The sequence below is a fragment of the Halomonas halodenitrificans DSM 735 genome, from assembly GCF_000620045.1.
Classification (GTDB): Bacteria; Pseudomonadota; Gammaproteobacteria; order Pseudomonadales; family Halomonadaceae; genus Halomonas; species Halomonas halodenitrificans.
The window spans coordinates 177,341-192,441 of sequence record NZ_JHVH01000001.1 but is presented as its reverse complement, the minus strand read 5'-3'; the positions used below and the strand labels follow the sequence as shown (position 1 = coordinate 192,441).

Below are 15,101 nucleotides of genomic sequence, written 5' to 3'. Positions count from 1 at the left end.
CCGCCGATGGCGATGTCGGGATAATACGACCCATCAACGATTCGCCACCCAGGAGAGCGCGATGCCGTTTCACTTCGAGGAGCACGACCCCGAGGCCTACCGACGCAAGGGGCGCCTGATCAGCCTGGCCATGGCGGCCCAGCTGATCGTCTTCGGGCTGGTATTTGCCCAGCTTTTGCAGGTCGCCTTCGACGGCGGCTTCTGGTTCAACGTGCTGGGCGTGGCGCTGGGACTGGTGGCGACCAGCCTGGTCTTTGCCGTGGTGCGCGAGCGCCCCTGGATGACGGAGGTGCGTTATGTCTGGCAGCTCAAGCATCATCTCTCCCGGGTCAGCGGCTACCTGCCGGCGTTGCGGCGTGGCGCCGAAGAGGGCAATGAGGCCGCTCTGGACCTGCTTGCCTTCTACCATCAGGGCATGCTGCAGCTCGCCGAGCTCAACGGCCGCACCCTGGATGACGACGCCGAAGCCGTCGCCGAGCGGCTGAAGGTGCACCAGGCACGAGAGGAGCGTGGCCTGCCCCAACATGTCGAGGGGCTCGACCCCCACGACCTGGCGGCCTTCAAGCGAGGGTAACCAGGGCGGCTTGCCGCCCTGGTTGCCGGTATGGTGCCGGCGCGGGCTAGCCGCTCGGCGCTACGGCTGCTGGGTGAGCAGTCGTGCGGCCCGCTTGGCGAAGTAGGTCAGCACGCCGTCGGCGCCGGCGCGCTTGAAGCACAGCAGGGATTCGAGGATCACGCTGTCGCCATCCAGCCAGCCGTTCTCGAAGGCCGCCATGTGCATGGCGTACTCGCCGCTGACCTGATAGGCATAGGTGGGCACCTTGAGCTCATCCTTCACCCGGCGCACCACGTCGAGATAGGGCATGCCGGGCTTGATCATCACCATGTCGGCACCCTCGGTCAGGTCCATGGCCACTTCATGCAGCGCCTCGTCACCGTTGGCCGGGTCCATCTGATAGGTGCTCTTGTCGGCCTTGCCCAGGTTGGCGGCGGAACCCACCGCGTCGCGGAAGGGGCCATAGTAGCGCGAGGCATACTTGGCGCTATAGGCCATGATACGGGTATTGACCAGTTGCGCCTGTTCCAGCACCCGACGAATCTCGCCGATGCGGCCATCCATCATGTCGGAGGGAGCGACCACGTCGGCACCCGCCTCGGCGTGGGAGAGTGCCTGCTTGAGCAGCGTCTCCACGGTGCGGTCATTCTGCACATAGCCCCGGTCGTCGAGGATGCCGTCCTGGCCGTGGCTGGTGTAGGGGTCCAGGGCCACGTCGGTGATGATGCCGAGCTCGGGCAGGGCCGCCTTCAGGGCCCGCACGCTACGTTGTATCAGGCCATCGGGGTTATAGGATTCCTCGGCCAGCTCGCTCTTCTGAGGCGTGCCTACTACCGGGAACAGGGCCAGGGCGGGAATGCCCAGCTCGGCCGCTTCACGGGCCTCCTCGATCAGCAGGTCCAGGGACAGGCGCTCGACGCCGGGCATGGAAGGCACGGGCTCGCGCTGGCCCTCACCCTCCAGGACGAAGACCGGCCAGATCAGGTCGGCCGGGGTCAGCACGTTTTCGCTCATCAGGCGGCGCGAGAAGGCATCGCGGCGCATGCGGCGCATGCGGGTGGCGGGGAACTGGCGTGGGGTCGTGAAGCTCAAGGTCTCTCTCCGGCTATGGCGCCGTCGATGGAAATCCGGCGCGGTGTAATGACAAGAGTATGCTGACAAGAATTCGCTGGGGTTGCCTGGGAGTATATCAGGGACACCTTGCGCCGAAAGTCTCGCCTTGTCGCACTCGAGGGATCGCTCTAGAGTGTGATATCAAATTATTGGCCCTGTCGCCGGTTGGCGGGGGGACTTCTTCAAGGAGATAAGCATGAGCAAACAGGTGGCGGTGATCCTCTCGGGCTGCGGCGTCCATGATGGCTCCGAGATCTATGAAACCACCCTGACCCTGCTGCGGCTCGATCAGCTGGGCCTCGGCTATTGCTGCTTCGCCCCGGATATCGCTCAGCATCATGTCATCGACCACCGCAGCGGCGAGGAGGTGGAAGGGGAGTCGCGCAATGTGCTCGTCGAGTCGGCTCGCCTGGCGCGAGGCGATATCCAGTCGCTGGATGAGCTGGAGGCCGACGAGTTCGATGCGGTGATCATGCCCGGAGGGTTCGGCGCCGCCAAGAACCTCTCCAGCTTCGCCATGGATGGCGCCGAGATGCGAGTGCTCGATGAGCTCAAGGAGGCCCTGGAGGGGTTCCATGAGGCGCGCAAGCCCATCGGCCTGATGTGCATCAGCCCGGTGATGGTGCCGCATCTGCTGGGGCCGGGGATCGCCGTCACCATCGGCCAGGACCCCGGCGTATCCGGTGCCCTCAGCGCCATGGGTGGCCTGCACCGTACCTGCAGCGTCGAGGATATCGTGGTCGACTTCGAGCACCGGGTGGTCACCACGCCGGCCTATATGCTCGCCACCCGCATCAGCGAGGCCGCTAAGGGCATCTTCAAGCTGGTCGACCGGGTCGATGAGCTGATGGACCTCTAGCCCCTACGCCAAAAGCTGGAAGAGCGTCGCTTCGCTCCTGGAAGCGAGAAGCTGGAAGAAACCCCTTGACCCCAATGCCGGTGGGTTCCAGCTTCCAGCTTCCAGCTTACGAGCGGTCCTTGAGTTCGCGCCGCTGTTTCTTGCGCCTGGCCAGGCGGCCGAATAGCAGGCCGACCTCGTAGAGCAGGTACATCGGGATTGCCAGCAGGCTCTGGGAAATCACATCCGGCGGGGTGAGCAGCATGCCGACCACGAAACAGCCCAGCACAACATAGGGGCGCTTCTTCGACAGGCTTTCCACCGTGGTGGCACCCGAGGCGATCAGCAGGAAGGTGGCGATGGGAATCTCGAAGGCCACGCCGAAGGCAAAGAACAGCTTCAGCACGAAGTTCAGGTAGGCGTTGATATCGGTCATCACCGTGACGTTCTCCGGCCCGGTCTGGGTGAAGAACTCGAACAGCAGCGGGAAGACCACGAAGTAGGCGAAGGCGGCCCCGGCATAGAACAGCAGCACGCTGGAGGCCAGGATCGGTATGGCCAACGCCTTTTCATTGTCATAGAGGCCCGGGGCCACGAAGGCCCAGGCCTGGTGGAGGACATAGGGCACGGCGATGAATACCGCCGTGACCAGGGTCAGCTTGAAGGGGGCCAGGAAAGGCGACGCCACTTCGGTCGCGATCATCTGCGAGCCTTCCGGAAGCAGCGCCATCAGCGGCTGAGCCACGAAGATATAGATATCGTTGGCGAAGGCGTAGAGGCCTAGGAAGATCACCAGCACCGCGACCACCGCGCGCAGCAGCCGCGAGCGCAGTTCGATCAGGTGCTCGATCAGCGGGGCCTGGTGCTGTTCCTTGCCGTCACCGGGATTGCTCATCGTTCAGGGGCGTCCTTGTCGACAGAGGAGGGCTCGGAGGCGACGTCGGCCCCCTCGCGGGCACGTGACAGGGCATCATCCAGGCGCTGTTCCGGCGTCGCTGGGGGGGCCTCCTGGCGGCGCTGTTCGGCGTCCCGGGAACCGTGCTCAGGCTCGGCGATACCCTCGACGCCGCGCTTCACCTGGTTGACGCTGTCGTCCAGTTTCTTCTGCTGGTCGTCGAGTTTCTGGCGCAGGTCTTCCGCTTCCAGCTGAGCGCTGATTTCGCGCTGCATGCCGGAGACGGTTCGCTTGATCTTGCCGATCCACAGGCCTAGCGTGCGTGCCGCCTTGGGCAGCCGCTCCGGGCCGAGTACCAGCAGGCCTACCACGCCGAGCAGCAGGAGTTCGAGAAAGCCGATATCGAACATGGCGGTTTATTTGCGCTCTTCTTGTTCCTCGGGCTTTCGCTCGGCCTGAACGTCGTAGGTATTGGGCTCTTCCTCGTGCTCGACGCGGGCCTGCGCTTCGGTTTGCGTTTCATTCTTGTCGTCTTGCTCGCCTTTCTCGTCCTCGTTTATCGCCTTCTTGAAGCCCTTCACGGCGCCACCCAGGTCGGTGCCGACGTTGCGCAGCTTCTTGGTGCCAAAAACCAGGATAATGATGCCGAGTACGATCAGCAGCTGCCAGATACTGATACCACCTAACATTAGCGCTTCCTCTGATTGGGGTTCCGGTTCATCCGAAACGGGCAGTGATGTTGCGTGCAGCGAATCATGGCGTGCGCGCGGCTTTCTCGTCGTGGCCGGATATGCCGAAGCGGCGCGCCAGTTCGTCAAGTACCGCGTCATGCTCGAGCCCGAGATGCGACAGCATCACCAGACTATGAAACCACAGGTCGGCCGTTTCGGCGATCAATGCCTGGCGTTCGGCATCGCTGCCAGCCTCGGCGTCCTTTGCTGCAAGCAGTGTCTCGGTGGCCTCCTCGCCGACTTTCTCGAGTATCTTGTTCAAGCCCTTGTGATGCAAGGCGGCGACGTAGGAGTCGGCGGGATTCGCTTCGCGGCGTTGATCCAGGACAACCTGTAGTCGTTCGAGAATATCACTCATCGATGACGTCTCCATGAAAGATGGCGAGCAAGAAATGAAATCAGTGCCATGCCAGCAGCGCCAGTCCGACGGCTGCGGCGACCAGCGCCGGCAAGGGTTGCCCGTCGGCCCACTCGGCCAGCGGCTGCCAGGCCACGCCCAGCACGACCAGCAATACGCCCAGCCGTATCCGGCGGTGGTGACGTCCCTGATGTTCCAGTTGGTGCTGGATGCCGCCGAGCGCCTCGCCCTGGAGTCGGCGCTGGCGCTTCTCCAGTTCGGCCTGGCTCAGCATCTGGTGAGCCAGGCTGGGGAGTTCGGGCAGTTGGTGGCTGAGCTCCGGGGCCTGTCGCTTGAGAGACGCCCAGAAGCCCTTGACCCCGGCACGCTCCTCCATCCAGCGTTCCAGATAGGGCTTGGCGGTCTTCCACAGGTCGAGCTCGGGGTATAGTTGACGCCCGAGACCCTCGATATTGAGCAGGGTCTTCTGCAGCAGCACCAGCTGGGGTTGTACCGTCATGTCGAAGCGCCGGGCGGTCTGAAACAGGCCCAGCAGCACCTGGCCGAAGGAGATGTCCTTGAGCGGCTTCTCGAGGATCGGCTCGCAAACGGTGCGAATGGCCGCGGCGAACTCGTTGGCACGGGTATGTTCGCCGACCCAGCCCGACTCGATGTGCAGCGCCGCGACCTCGTAGTAGTCCTGGTGAAAGAAGGCCAGCAGGTTACGGGCCAGATAGTCCTGATCCTCACGGGTCAGACTACCGACGATGCCGCAGTCGATCGCGATATATTGCGGGTCGTGGGGATGCTTGCGGGAAACGAAGATATTGCCCGGGTGCATGTCGGCGTGGAAGAAGTTGTCGCGAAAGACCTGGGTGAAGAAGATTTCCACGCCGCGTTCGGCGAGCTTCTTGAGGTCGGTACCCTGAGCCCTGAGTGCGTCGAGGTCGGCCACCGGCACGCCGTAGATGCGCTCCTGAACCATCACCCGGTGGCGGGTCAGGTCCCAATGGATGGCCGGCACATAGAGCTGAGTGGAGCCCTTGAAGTTGCGCTTGAGCTGGGAGGTGTTGGCCGCCTCCTTGTGCAGGTCGAGCTCGTCGAACAGGGTCGTCTCATAGTCGCGCACCACCTCCAGTGGCCGCAGGCGTCGTGCCTCCGGCACGATACTCAGCAGGCGAGCGAAACGATAGAGCAGGGCCATATCCTGGCGCATCACTCGTTCGATGCCGGGGCGGATGATCTTGACCACGACTTCCTCGCCGTCGTGCAACCGTGCGCCGTGGACCTGGGCAATGGAGGCAGAAGCCAGCGGCTCGGCGTCGAAGCGTGCGAAGGCCTCGGTGACCGGCAGGCCCAGCTCCGACTCCACCACGTCGCGGGCCTCATGGCCGGGGAAGGGCGGCACCTGGTCTTGGAGGCGCCTGAGCTCGTCGGCCACATCCTCGGGAAACAGATCGCGACGAGTGGATAGCACCTGGCCGAACTTGACGAAAATGGGGCCAAGCGACTCCAGCGCCAGGCGCAGGCGTTCGCCGCGGGAGCGCTCGCCGATGGGGATCAGGCGCAGCGGCGAAAGCCTGAACAAGGTCCGAAGCGGCCAGGGCAGGCGCTCGAGAGGCAGCAGGGTGTCGAGGCGATAGCGGGTGATTATCCTCAGGATGCGCAGCAGGCGTAGCAGGATCATGCCGTCACCCTGTTCGACAGGCGTCGGTGCAGGCGGGTCAGCCGTGCCTCGAGACGGTCGGCGGCCACTTCGAGCTCGGTCAGATGGTCGCGCAGGACCTCGAGCTGGGGACGCCCCGGTAACAGGCGGGCCTCCTCGACCAGGTACTCGGAGAGGTCGGCGCAGAACTCCTCGTGAGTGCGCAGCCCGAAGCGCCCCAGGCGGCGTAGCCCCTCGGCCAGGCTATGGGCGGGGAGGTCGCCGAGCCAGCGAGCCAGTTCCCCTTCCCAGTCGAGGTCGAGGTCGAGGAGCAGGTCCCGAGTCGCCTCCAGCAGCGGGATCCGGCCGCGCACCGCGAGTTGCCCCTGGAACATCAGCCGCTCCAGGGAGGCGCCGCCCAGCAGGGCGCCGAGGGTCTCGGCGTCCAGCTCCACCACGGCATCGTAGGCCTCTTCGGTCGTGTCATCGGGGCGCAGCAGGTCGAGGCCGCCAGGATGACAGTGCAGGGCCAGCGCCAGTTCGGGGTTCTCGAGGCGCAGCAGCAGGCGCTGGCCGGCGAGGCGGGCCAGGCGCGCCGGTGCGGCGGGGTCGCGCGCCAGCAGGGCGTTCAGGGTTCTCTCAAAAGCAGCGAGCATTAACATTATAATTTAATGCCGCGATGCAGGGCGACGATGCCCCCGGTCATGTTGGTGTACTCCACTCGCTCGAGTCCTGCCATCTCCATCATCGACTTGAGCGTCTCCTGGTCGGGATGCATGCGGATCGACTCGGCCAGATAGCGGTAGCTGTCGGCATCGCTGGCCACCACCTGGCCGATCTTCGGCAGCAGGCGGAAGGAGTACTCGTCGTAGGCGCGGGTGAGCAGGGGGTTGCGTGGCTTGGAGAATTCCAGCACCAGCAGGCGACCGCCGGGCTTGAGGACCCGGGCCATGGAGCGCAGGGCGGCATCCTTGTCGGTGACGTTGCGCAGGCCGAAGGCAATGGTGATGCAATCGAAGGTGTTGTCCGGGAAGGGCAGACACTCGGCGTTGGCCTGGACATACTCGACGTTGCCGCCCACGCCGTGGTCGAGCAGCTTGTCGCGGCCGACGCGCAGCATCGATTCGTTGATGTCGGCCAGGACGACGCGGCCACGGGGGCCTACCGTACGCGAGAACTTCTGGGTCAGGTCGCCGGTGCCGCCGGCGATGTCGAGCACGCTGTGGCCGGGCCGCACGCCGGCCCGCTCGATGGTCAGTCGCTTCCATAGCCGGTGAATGCCGAACGACATCAGGTCATTCATGACATCGTAGCGGGCCGCTACGGAGTGGAACACATCGGCCACCCGGGAGGCCTTCTCCTCGAGGGGGACCTCCTGATAGCCGAAATCGATGGTCTGCTTGTCCCTGGAGCTGGGGTTGGCGCTCATGCGATGGGGCTCCCGAATCGCTGCATGGGGGCGAGGTCAAGGCCTCGAATGGGCGACATTGTAGCCTTCCGCGGCGGCGATTGTCTTGACGGGGGTTAGAGCTGCTTGATTTCTATTCCCAACGGCTCGCGGCTGGCGCCGGCCGCTTCCAGGCGCTGCAGGTAATCGGCCCAGTTGGACTCGCGGTGGTTGATCAACCACCACAGGTAGTCCCAGCTGAACAGGCCGCTGTCATGGCCGTCGTCGAAATGCAGCTTGAGGGCATAGCGGCCGACAGGCGTGATGTCCTTGAGGCCGACGAATTTCTGGCCCGTCTGCAGGGTCTCCTGGCCCTTGCCGTGGCCGCGTACCGAGGCGGAGGGAGAGAAGACCCTCAGGTATTCGATGGCGAGCCGGTAGCTTTGGCCATCGGCATAGCCGAGCTCCAGCTCGCGAGCCTTGCGGTGGTAGTGGACATTGGTGGGAATAGGGGCTGGCATAAGCGCCTCCGGTACCGGGCTTCGCCCGGCGCGTTAAGCTGTAAGCTTTAAGCTGTAAGTGGACTTCGGCTAGCCCTGGCTCGTAACGCCTTACCGTGGCGCAGCTCTGTGCTCGTCATGCTATCAGGGCTGCGCCATCGGGGGGCTTACAGCTTATCGCGTAAAGCTTACGGCTGGGTTTACAGGATATACCGAGACAGGTCCTCGTCCATGGCCAGCTCGCCGAGCTGGGAGTCGACATAGGCGGCGTCGATGGTCAGCGGGGAGCCGATATCGCTGCCCTGGAAGGAGGCTTCCTCCAGCAGACGCTCCATCACGGTGTGCAGGCGACGCGCGCCGATGTTCTCGGTGCCTTCGTTGACCTTCCAGGCGATTTCGGCGATGCGCTCGATGCCGTCATCGGTAAAGGCGACCTCCAGCCCTTCGGTGTTCAACAACGCCTGGTACTGCTTGGTCAGCGCCGCGGAGGGTTCGGTGAGGATGCGCTTGAAGTCGTCCGGGGTCAGGGCATTGAGCTCGACACGAATCGGCAGGCGGCCCTGCAGCTCGGGGATCAGGTCTGACGGGCGCGACAGGTGGAAGGCACCGGAGGCGATGAACAGCACATGATCGGTCTTGACGATGCCGTACTTGGTGGAGACCGAGGAACCCTCGATCAGCGGCAGCAGGTCGCGCTGCACGCCCTCGCGGGAGACTTCGCCACCGCTGGACTGGCCGCCGCCCTTGCAGACCTTGTCGATCTCGTCGAGGAAGACGATGCCATTCTGCTCCACCGACTCGATGGCGCGGGCCTTGATTTCCTCCTCGTTGACCAGCTTGCCGGCCTCCTCGTCACGCAGCAGGGCGAAGGCATCCTTGACCGCCACACGGCGTGACTCGGTCTTCTGCTTGCCCATGCCCGAGAACAGGCTCTGCAGCTGATTGGTCATTTCCTCCATGCCCGGCGGGGTCGCGATGTCGACATTGGGCCCCTGTTGAGAGACCTCGATATCGATCTCCTTGTCATCGAGCTGTCCCTCGCGCAGTTTCTTGCGAAAGACCTGGCGCGTGGAGCTGTCCTGGCGGGGCTCATCCTCCTGGCCGCGGGGCGGGGGCAGCAGGGCATCCAGGATGCGCTCCTCGGCGGCATCTTCGGCGCGGTGGCCGACTTCCTCCTTGGCCTGCTCGCGGACCAGCTTGATGGCGGCCTCGGTGAGGTCGCGCACGATCGACTCCACATCGCGGCCCACATAGCCCACTTCGGTAAACTTGGTGGCTTCGACCTTGATGAAGGGCGCGCGGGCGAGCCTGGCCAGCCGGCGGGCGATTTCGGTCTTGCCGACGCCGGTGGGGCCGATCATCAGGATGTTCTTGGGTGTCACTTCCTGGCGCAGGTCGCCTTCGAGCTGCATGCGCCGCCAGCGGTTGCGCAGGGCAACGGCGACGGCGCGCTTGGCGTCCTGCTGGCCGATGATGTACTGGTCCAGGGCGTGGACGATCTCGCGGGGGGTCATCTGGGTCATGGTGTCGGCCTTAGCCTGCCTTGGCAGGCAGTTCCTCGAGGGTGACGTTATGATTGGTGAACACACAGATATCGCCGGCAATCGCGAGCGACTTCTCGGTGATCTCGCGGGCCCCCAGGTCGGTGTTCGCGAGCAGGGCACGCGCCGCAGCCAGGGCGTAGTTGCCACCGGAGCCAATGGCGATGATGCCGCCCTCGGGTTCCAGCACATCGCCGTTGCCGGTGATAATCAGCGAGGCGTCCTTGTTGGCCACGGCAAGCAGCGCTTCCAGCCGGCGCAGGGCGCGGTCGGTACGCCACTCCTTGGCCAGTTCCACGGCGGCCTTGACCAGGTTGCCCTGGTATTTCTCCAGCTGCGCCTCGAACCGCTCGAAGAGGGTGAAGGCATCGGCGGTACCGCCGGCGAAGCCTGCCAGCACCTCGCCGCGATAGAGGCGACGCACCTTGCTGGCGTTGCCCTTCATTACGGTGTTGCCCAGCGACACCTGGCCGTCGCCGGCCAGCGATACCTGCTCACCGCGGCGCACGGATACGATCGTGGTCATGGAGGAACTCCTTATGGGAGCGGGTGAACGGCTCCCGATGACTTTCGGCGCCCGACGGGCGCCGTAACGAATCTGTCTGGGAGGAATAGGTGCGGGCGTGCCGTCAAGAATTCAAGCGGTCAACGTGTGGGCAGAGAGGGTCGGTTCAGTCGTTGAGCTGAATAAGCAGAGGTTCTATGCCCTGGGTGACCATCAGGTCCTGGGCCCGGGATATCTCGCGACGGTCCTCGTAGGGGCCCACCTGGACACGGTGCCAGGTCTGGCCGCCTCCGGCCTTGACCTCGCTGACCTGGGCCAGCAGGCCGAAGTCGCGCAGCCGGCCGCGCAGCTGCCGAGCATCGCCGGCCTCGCGAAAGGAGGCAGCCTGGAGCATGTAACGCTGCCCCGAGGCGCTGGTGGCGGGAGTGCTCTGCTGCCGGGATGACGACGCGGCTTGCCGAGATTCGGCCTGGCGGTCACTGGCCAGGTTGGCGGCGATCACCTCGGCGATGGGGTCGTCGGTGGAAGACGACGCGTCCTCGTCAGTCGATGCCGTCTCCGGCGGTGGCGGCGGGGTCGCCGTGGAGGGCGGCATTTCACCATCGGGGGCGATCACCTCGGACTCCGGTAGCAGGGTGTAGAACTCGAAGGTCGGCATCGGTGGCTCGCTGGGCTCGGCGGGAGCTTTGGGCTTGCTCTCCGGCGAGGTGTCATGCGGCAATACCGTGGCCAGCGGTGAGTCCTCGACCTGCCAGGGCGCCACCCCGTGCTGATGTTGCGAGAGCAGGAAGCCGGCAACCAGGCCCGCCAGGCCCCATACCCAGCCTGGCAGGCGCCATTCGCGGCGGGCCTTCTTGCTGGGCTGGCGCCGGCTGTTGGTGGCGCCGCGCTTCTTTTGCGGTTGTTTGCGAGTCGCCATGGTTTACATTTCCTCCGGGGCGCCGACTCCCATCAGCTCCAGTCCGTTGCGCAGCACCTGGCGTGTAGCCAGGCCCAGGGCCAGGCGGGCGTTGCGCAGGGCATCGTCCTCGACCATCACCTTGACCGCGTTGTAGCAGGTGTGGAAATCGGCGGCCAGGTCGTGAAGGTACTGGGCAATCTGCTGAGGTTCGCGGGCGGCGGCGGCATGGGCCACGGCGTCGGGGAAGCGGGCCAGGCGGTTCATCAGGGCCTTCTCCTGGTCTGCCTCCAGGCGGCCCAGGCTGTCCATGGCCTGGGCATGGTCGAAGGTCAGGCCGTCGCTCTGGGCGCGACGTTCGACGCTGCAGACCCGGGCGTGGGCGTATTGCACGTAATAGACCGGGTTGTCGTTGGACTGCGAGCGGGCCAGATCGATATCGAAGGTGAGCTGAGAGTCCGCCCGGCGAGCGGCCAGGAAGAAGCGCGTCGCGTCACGGCCTACCTCGTCGATCAGGTCGCGCACGGTCACGTAGCTGCCGGCACGCTTGGAGAGTTTTACCTCCACGCCGGAGCGGGTGACCATGACCATCTGGTGCAGCACATAGTCGGGCCAGCCCTGGGGGATGCCGGCCTCCAGGGCCTGCAGGCCGGCGCGCACCCGGGTCACGGTGGAATGATGGTCGGCACCCTGCTCGTCGATCACCGTGGTGAAGCCGCGCCGCCACTTGTCGAGATGGTAGGCGACATCGGGCAGGAAGTAGGTGTACTGCCCGTCGGTCTTGCGCATCACCCGGTCCTTGTCGTCACCGAAATCGGTGGTGCGCAGCCACAGGGCGCCATCCTGCTCGTAGGTATGGCCCTTCTCGATGAGGCGCTCGACGGCGGCCTCTACCTTGCCGTCCCGGTACAGCGAGGACTCCAGGTAATAGACATCGAAGTTAACGCCGAAGGCCTTGAGGTCGAGGTCCTGCTCGCGGCGCAGATAGGCCACGGCAAACGCCTGGATGGCCTCCAGGTCGTTCGAATCGGCCTGGGCGGTGACGTGGCGGTCGTCGGCGTGCACGGTCTCGCCGGCCAGATAGGCGTTGGCCACATCGACGATATAGCCGCCGCGATAGCCGTCCGTCGGCCAACCCTCATCCTCGGGGCCGATTCCCTTGGCCCGTGCCTGGACCGAGAGTGCCAGGTTGGTGATCTGGGCGCCGGCGTCGTTGTAGTAGAACTCGCGGGTCACATCATAGCCGGTGGCCTCGAGCAGGCGGCACAGGCAGTCGCCGATGGCGGCACCGCGACCGTGGCCGACGTGCAGCGGCCCGGTGGGGTTGGCGGAGACGAACTCCACCTGCACCTTCTGCCCCTGACCGGTGAGGCTGCGGCCATAGGCGTCGCCCGAATCGAGCACCTGGCGAACCACCTGGGCGGCGGCGTCGGTGGCGGCAAAGAAATTGATGAAGCCGGGGCCGGCGATCTCGACCCGGCTGACCGCCTGGCTCGCGGGTAGTGCGTCCACCAGGGCGTCGGCCAGCTCGCGAGGCTTGCGGCCGGCCGGCTTGGCCAACATTAGCGCCAGGTTGGTGGCGTAGTCGCCGTGGGCCTTGTCCTTGGTCGGGTCGACCTTGATGGCCGGGGCGAGTTCGGCGGGCAGTACGCCCTGCTGCCTGAGGGATTCGAGGGCGTCCTCGAGCAGCGCAACGATGGTCTCTTTCATGGGGCGTTGGATGTCCTGTGGCGTCGGGATAAGCGGCCGATGAACCGGCGATACGCTGCGCTCGGCCCGGCGTAGGCATGGAAACGGAGCCCTGAATGGGCATGGCCGGCCATTATCGGCAATTGTGGGGCGGCTTTAAAGCCCGACCGGGCTACGCAAGTGTCTGGGGGTCGATATCCAGCGACCAGCGTATCCGGCGTGCCTCGGGGGTGGCCTCCAGCCAGGCGGTGAGCCAGGCGCAGGCCTCGTGGAGGGCGCTGCGCTTTCCGGCGCCGAGCATCAAATGCAGGTGATAGCGGCCCTGGCGTCGCTCCATGGGCGCCGGCACCGGGCCCAGGCAGTCCACGCTCAGCCCGCGTTCGCTCAGCCAGGTGCGCAGGGCGGCGGCGGCGCGTCGGCCCAGCGCTCCGACGGTGTCTTCCTTGGCGCCTTCCAGGCGCAGCAACGCCAGGAAGCGAAAGGGTGGCAACGCGGCTGCGCGACGCTCCTCCAGCAGTCGGTCGGCGAGAGCGGCATAGCCCCGCTCGGCCAGCAGGTGCAGATGAGGGTCGTCGGGATGCATCGTCTGGACCAGCACCCGGCCGGGGTGTGCGGCGCGGCCGGCGCGGCCGGCTACCTGTACCAGCAGCTGGGCCCCTTGTTCCAGGGCGCGGAAGTCGCTGGCGTAGAGGCCGGTGTCCGCATTGACCACCACGACCAGGGTGACGTGGGGCAGATGGTGCCCCTTGGCCAGCATCTGAGTGCCGACCAGCAGACAAGGCTCGCCGCGCCTGACCTCGGTCAGGGTTTTTTCGAAGGCGTCGCGGCGTCGAGTGCTGTCGCGGTCGATGCGGTGTACCGGCACTCTGGGGAAGCGTTCGGCGAGGGTCTCCTCGGTACGCTCCGTGCCGCTGCCCAGTGGGCGCAGATCGATGCTGCTGCACTCGGGGCAGCTTTCCGGCAGGGCACGGCGGCGGTCGCAGTGGTGGCAGGCCAGCAGTGGGGGCTGGCGATGCAGGGTCATGCGGGCGTCGCAGGCATCGCATTCGGCGAGCCAGCCGCAGGCGTGACAGGCCAGGGTCGGAGCGAACCCGCGGCGGTTGATGAAGACCAGCACCTGATGGCCGGCCTCGAGCGTCTCCGCGATGGCCTCCAGGGCGGGAGGCGCCAGGCCACCCAGGCGCGGGCGCCCACGCAGGTCGAGCAGCTCCAGCTTGGCGGGGGCATGGCGAGTGGCGCGGCGAGTCAGTGGCAGGTGGCGCCATTCGCCGCGGTGGGCACGGGCCAGGCTCTCGAGCGACGGGGTCGCGCTGCCCAGCAGCAGCGGGATGCCGTGGCGGTGGGCGCGGGCTACGGCAAGGTCCCGGGCATGGTAGCGCAGTCCGTCCTGCTGCTTGTAGGAGGCGTCGTGTTCCTCGTCGACGATGATCGCCCCGGGGCGGGCCAGGGGGGTGAAGATCGCCGAGCGGGTACCGATCACGATGGGGGCCCTGCCGCTGGCGGCGGCCTCCCAGGCATCCAGCCGCTCGTGGTCGGTGAGCCCCGAATGCAGCGCCACTACCGGTACCCGGAAACGCTTGCGGAAGCGCGTCAGGGTCTGGGGAGTGAGGCCGATCTCGGGTACCAGTATCAGCGCCTGGCGGTGGCGCCCTACCACCGCCTCGATCAATTGTAGATAGACCTCGGTCTTGCCGCTTCCGGTCACCCCGTCAAGCAGGCAGGGGTGATAGGCATCGAGTCCTTCGTGCAAGGCCGAGAGAGCATGGGCCTGTTCGCGGTTGAGCGGCAGTGCCGGATCGGCCAGCAGATGGTCGGCACCGGGCTGGGGAGCGGCGGTGCGATGTTCTTCGTGACGTTCGATAAGATGCTTGGCGGCCAGGGCCTTGAGCTGGTCCCGGCTGAAGGATTGGGCGAGGATCGCCGGGCTGGCCAGGCCGTGTGGGTGCTGACGCAGCATCTCCAGCAGGGCCGCCTGGCGCGGGGCGCGAGACAGGGTGTCGCTATCGGTGGCGTGTCCCGCGGGGGTGAGGATCCATCGTTCGCGAGTGCGTGCCGCAAGGGCGCGGCCCTGGCGCAGCAGCACCGGCAGCGCCTGGTGAAGGGTGTCACCCAGCGGGTGCTGGTAATAGCGGGCGGTGAAGCGGCACAGCCATAGCCAGTCCTTCGGCAGCGGGGCGTCGTCCAGGCAGGCCGTCACCGGCTTGAGGTCGGCCAGGGGGAGGTCGCTCTGTTCGCAGCACTCCACCACGATGCCGACTACCTCGCGGCGGCCGAAGGATACCCGGACTCGCAGCCCCGGTCGCCAGCCGCAGGTCGGCGTTTCGCGGGCGGGGCGATAGTCAAAGAGGCGGTGAAGCGGCGAGGGAATGGCGACGCGCAGCACGCGCGGAGCGGGTGATTCAGGCAATTGGCCTCCGGCGATGGCTCTGGTAGAATGCGGCGCTCCCCGGCGCCTGGCTGGCGTTT

16 protein-coding genes are annotated in these 15,101 nt (G+C 65.9%); 2 read left to right on the top strand and 14 right to left on the bottom strand.

Going from position 1 to position 15,101, the window contains the following annotated elements; genetic code table 11:
- The first annotated feature begins 61 nt into the window (after positions 1–61).
- Entirely contained in the window at positions 62–574 is a 513-nt protein-coding gene (locus Q358_RS0100925; RefSeq protein ID WP_027960315.1) for a DUF3087 family protein, read from the top strand.
- Positions 575–634: 60 nt separating this feature from the next.
- On the opposite strand, the gene hemB is transcribed toward Q358_RS0100925, so the two are convergent.
- Positions 635–1,648, bottom strand: coding sequence for a porphobilinogen synthase (hemB, locus tag Q358_RS0100920; protein WP_027960314.1), 1,014 nt, complete (start codon positions 1,646–1,648; stop codon positions 635–637).
- A gap of 217 nt (positions 1,649–1,865) precedes the next feature.
- On the opposite strand from hemB, the gene elbB reads away from it, so the two are divergent.
- Positions 1,866–2,528: an isoprenoid biosynthesis glyoxalase ElbB gene (gene elbB / locus Q358_RS0100915; protein ID WP_027960313.1), complete on the top strand. Its 663-nt coding sequence runs from the start codon at positions 1,866–1,868 to the stop codon at positions 2,526–2,528.
- A 106-nt stretch (positions 2,529–2,634) separates the two neighbouring features.
- Here elbB and tatC read toward each other — a convergent pair whose 3' ends face one another.
- From tatC to Q358_RS0100850, 13 genes are all read right to left on the bottom strand, one after another.
- Positions 2,635–3,402 carry a twin-arginine translocase subunit TatC gene (gene tatC / locus Q358_RS0100910; RefSeq protein ID WP_027960312.1) on the bottom strand — a complete coding sequence of 256 codons (768 nt, stop codon included), beginning with the start codon at positions 3,400–3,402 and terminating at the stop codon, positions 2,635–2,637.
- Positions 3,399–3,812, bottom strand: a complete 414-nt coding sequence (gene tatB, locus Q358_RS16270; protein ID WP_043487437.1) for a Sec-independent protein translocase protein TatB — start codon at positions 3,810–3,812, stop codon at positions 3,399–3,401. Before tatB ends, tatC begins: the two co-directional genes overlap by 4 nt.
- A gap of 6 nt (positions 3,813–3,818) precedes the next feature.
- The gene (tatA, locus tag Q358_RS0100900; RefSeq protein WP_027960311.1) at positions 3,819–4,091 is read right to left on the bottom strand and encodes a Sec-independent protein translocase subunit TatA; all 273 of its coding nucleotides are present in this window, start codon (positions 4,089–4,091) and stop codon (positions 3,819–3,821) included.
- A gap of 64 nt (positions 4,092–4,155) precedes the next feature.
- On the bottom strand, positions 4,156–4,491 hold the full coding sequence (locus tag Q358_RS0100895; RefSeq protein ID WP_027960310.1) for a phosphoribosyl-ATP diphosphatase: 336 nt from the start codon (positions 4,489–4,491) through the stop codon (positions 4,156–4,158).
- 40 nt (positions 4,492–4,531) lie between these two features.
- Positions 4,532–6,154: a ubiquinone biosynthesis regulatory protein kinase UbiB gene (ubiB, locus tag Q358_RS0100890; protein WP_027960309.1), complete on the bottom strand. Its 1,623-nt coding sequence runs from the start codon at positions 6,152–6,154 to the stop codon at positions 4,532–4,534.
- Complete coding sequence (locus tag Q358_RS0100885; protein ID WP_043487436.1) at positions 6,154–6,777, bottom strand: ubiquinone biosynthesis accessory factor UbiJ; 624 nt, start codon at positions 6,775–6,777, stop codon at positions 6,154–6,156. The genes ubiB and Q358_RS0100885 overlap by 1 nt, the downstream gene beginning before the upstream one ends.
- On the bottom strand, positions 6,777–7,544 hold the full coding sequence (gene ubiE / locus Q358_RS0100880; RefSeq protein WP_027960307.1) for a bifunctional demethylmenaquinone methyltransferase/2-methoxy-6-polyprenyl-1,4-benzoquinol methylase UbiE: 768 nt from the start codon (positions 7,542–7,544) through the stop codon (positions 6,777–6,779). The genes Q358_RS0100885 and ubiE overlap by 1 nt, the downstream gene beginning before the upstream one ends.
- Positions 7,545–7,639: 95 nt before the next feature.
- On the bottom strand, positions 7,640–8,023 hold the full coding sequence (locus Q358_RS0100875; protein ID WP_027960306.1) for a gamma-butyrobetaine hydroxylase family protein: 384 nt from the start codon (positions 8,021–8,023) through the stop codon (positions 7,640–7,642).
- A 179-nt stretch (positions 8,024–8,202) separates the two neighbouring features.
- On the bottom strand, positions 8,203–9,525 hold the full coding sequence (gene hslU / locus Q358_RS0100870) for an ATP-dependent protease ATPase subunit HslU (protein WP_027960305.1): 1,323 nt from the start codon (positions 9,523–9,525) through the stop codon (positions 8,203–8,205).
- A 10-nt stretch (positions 9,526–9,535) separates the two neighbouring features.
- Positions 9,536–10,069 (bottom strand): ATP-dependent protease subunit HslV, encoded by a 534-nt coding sequence (gene hslV / locus Q358_RS0100865; protein WP_027960304.1) that lies wholly within the window; start codon positions 10,067–10,069, stop codon positions 9,536–9,538.
- A gap of 145 nt (positions 10,070–10,214) precedes the next feature.
- Positions 10,215–10,967: an SPOR domain-containing protein gene (locus Q358_RS0100860; protein ID WP_027960303.1), complete on the bottom strand. Its 753-nt coding sequence runs from the start codon at positions 10,965–10,967 to the stop codon at positions 10,215–10,217.
- A 3-nt stretch (positions 10,968–10,970) separates the two neighbouring features.
- Positions 10,971–12,656: an arginine--tRNA ligase gene (argS, locus tag Q358_RS0100855; RefSeq protein WP_027960302.1), complete on the bottom strand. Its 1,686-nt coding sequence runs from the start codon at positions 12,654–12,656 to the stop codon at positions 10,971–10,973.
- Between the two features lie 151 nt (positions 12,657–12,807).
- A complete protein-coding gene (locus Q358_RS0100850) occupies positions 12,808–15,042 on the bottom strand; it encodes a primosomal protein N' (protein WP_027960301.1) in 2,235 nt (744 codons plus the stop codon).
- Between the last annotated feature and the right edge of the window lie 59 nt (positions 15,043–15,101).

What these genes read in the sequence shown, in the direction of transcription:
- Q358_RS0100925 (WP_027960315.1), top strand. Translation starts at nt 62, where the DNA reads ATGCCGTTTCACTTCGAGGAGCACGACCCCGAGGCCTACCGACGCAAG.
- elbB (WP_027960313.1), top strand. Translation starts at nt 1,866, where the DNA reads ATGAGCAAACAGGTGGCGGTGATCCTCTCGGGCTGCGGCGTCCATGAT.
- tatC (WP_027960312.1), bottom strand. Translation starts at nt 3,402, where the DNA reads ATGAGCAATCCCGGTGACGGCAAGGAACAGCACCAGGCCCCGCTGATC.
- tatB (WP_043487437.1), bottom strand. Translation starts at nt 3,812, where the DNA reads ATGTTCGATATCGGCTTTCTCGAACTCCTGCTGCTCGGCGTGGTAGGC.
- tatA (WP_027960311.1), bottom strand. Translation starts at nt 4,091, where the DNA reads ATGTTAGGTGGTATCAGTATCTGGCAGCTGCTGATCGTACTCGGCATC.
- Q358_RS0100895 (WP_027960310.1), bottom strand. Translation starts at nt 4,491, where the DNA reads ATGAGTGATATTCTCGAACGACTACAGGTTGTCCTGGATCAACGCCGC.
- Q358_RS0100885 (WP_043487436.1), bottom strand. Translation starts at nt 6,777, where the DNA reads ATGTTAATGCTCGCTGCTTTTGAGAGAACCCTGAACGCCCTGCTGGCG.
- ubiE (WP_027960307.1), bottom strand. Translation starts at nt 7,544, where the DNA reads ATGAGCGCCAACCCCAGCTCCAGGGACAAGCAGACCATCGATTTCGGC.
- Q358_RS0100875 (WP_027960306.1), bottom strand. Translation starts at nt 8,023, where the DNA reads ATGCCAGCCCCTATTCCCACCAATGTCCACTACCACCGCAAGGCTCGC.
- hslU (WP_027960305.1), bottom strand. Translation starts at nt 9,525, where the DNA reads ATGACCCAGATGACCCCCCGCGAGATCGTCCACGCCCTGGACCAGTAC.
- hslV (WP_027960304.1), bottom strand. Translation starts at nt 10,069, where the DNA reads ATGACCACGATCGTATCCGTGCGCCGCGGTGAGCAGGTATCGCTGGCC.
- Q358_RS0100860 (WP_027960303.1), bottom strand. Translation starts at nt 10,967, where the DNA reads ATGGCGACTCGCAAACAACCGCAAAAGAAGCGCGGCGCCACCAACAGC.
- argS (WP_027960302.1), bottom strand. Translation starts at nt 12,656, where the DNA reads ATGAAAGAGACCATCGTTGCGCTGCTCGAGGACGCCCTCGAATCCCTC.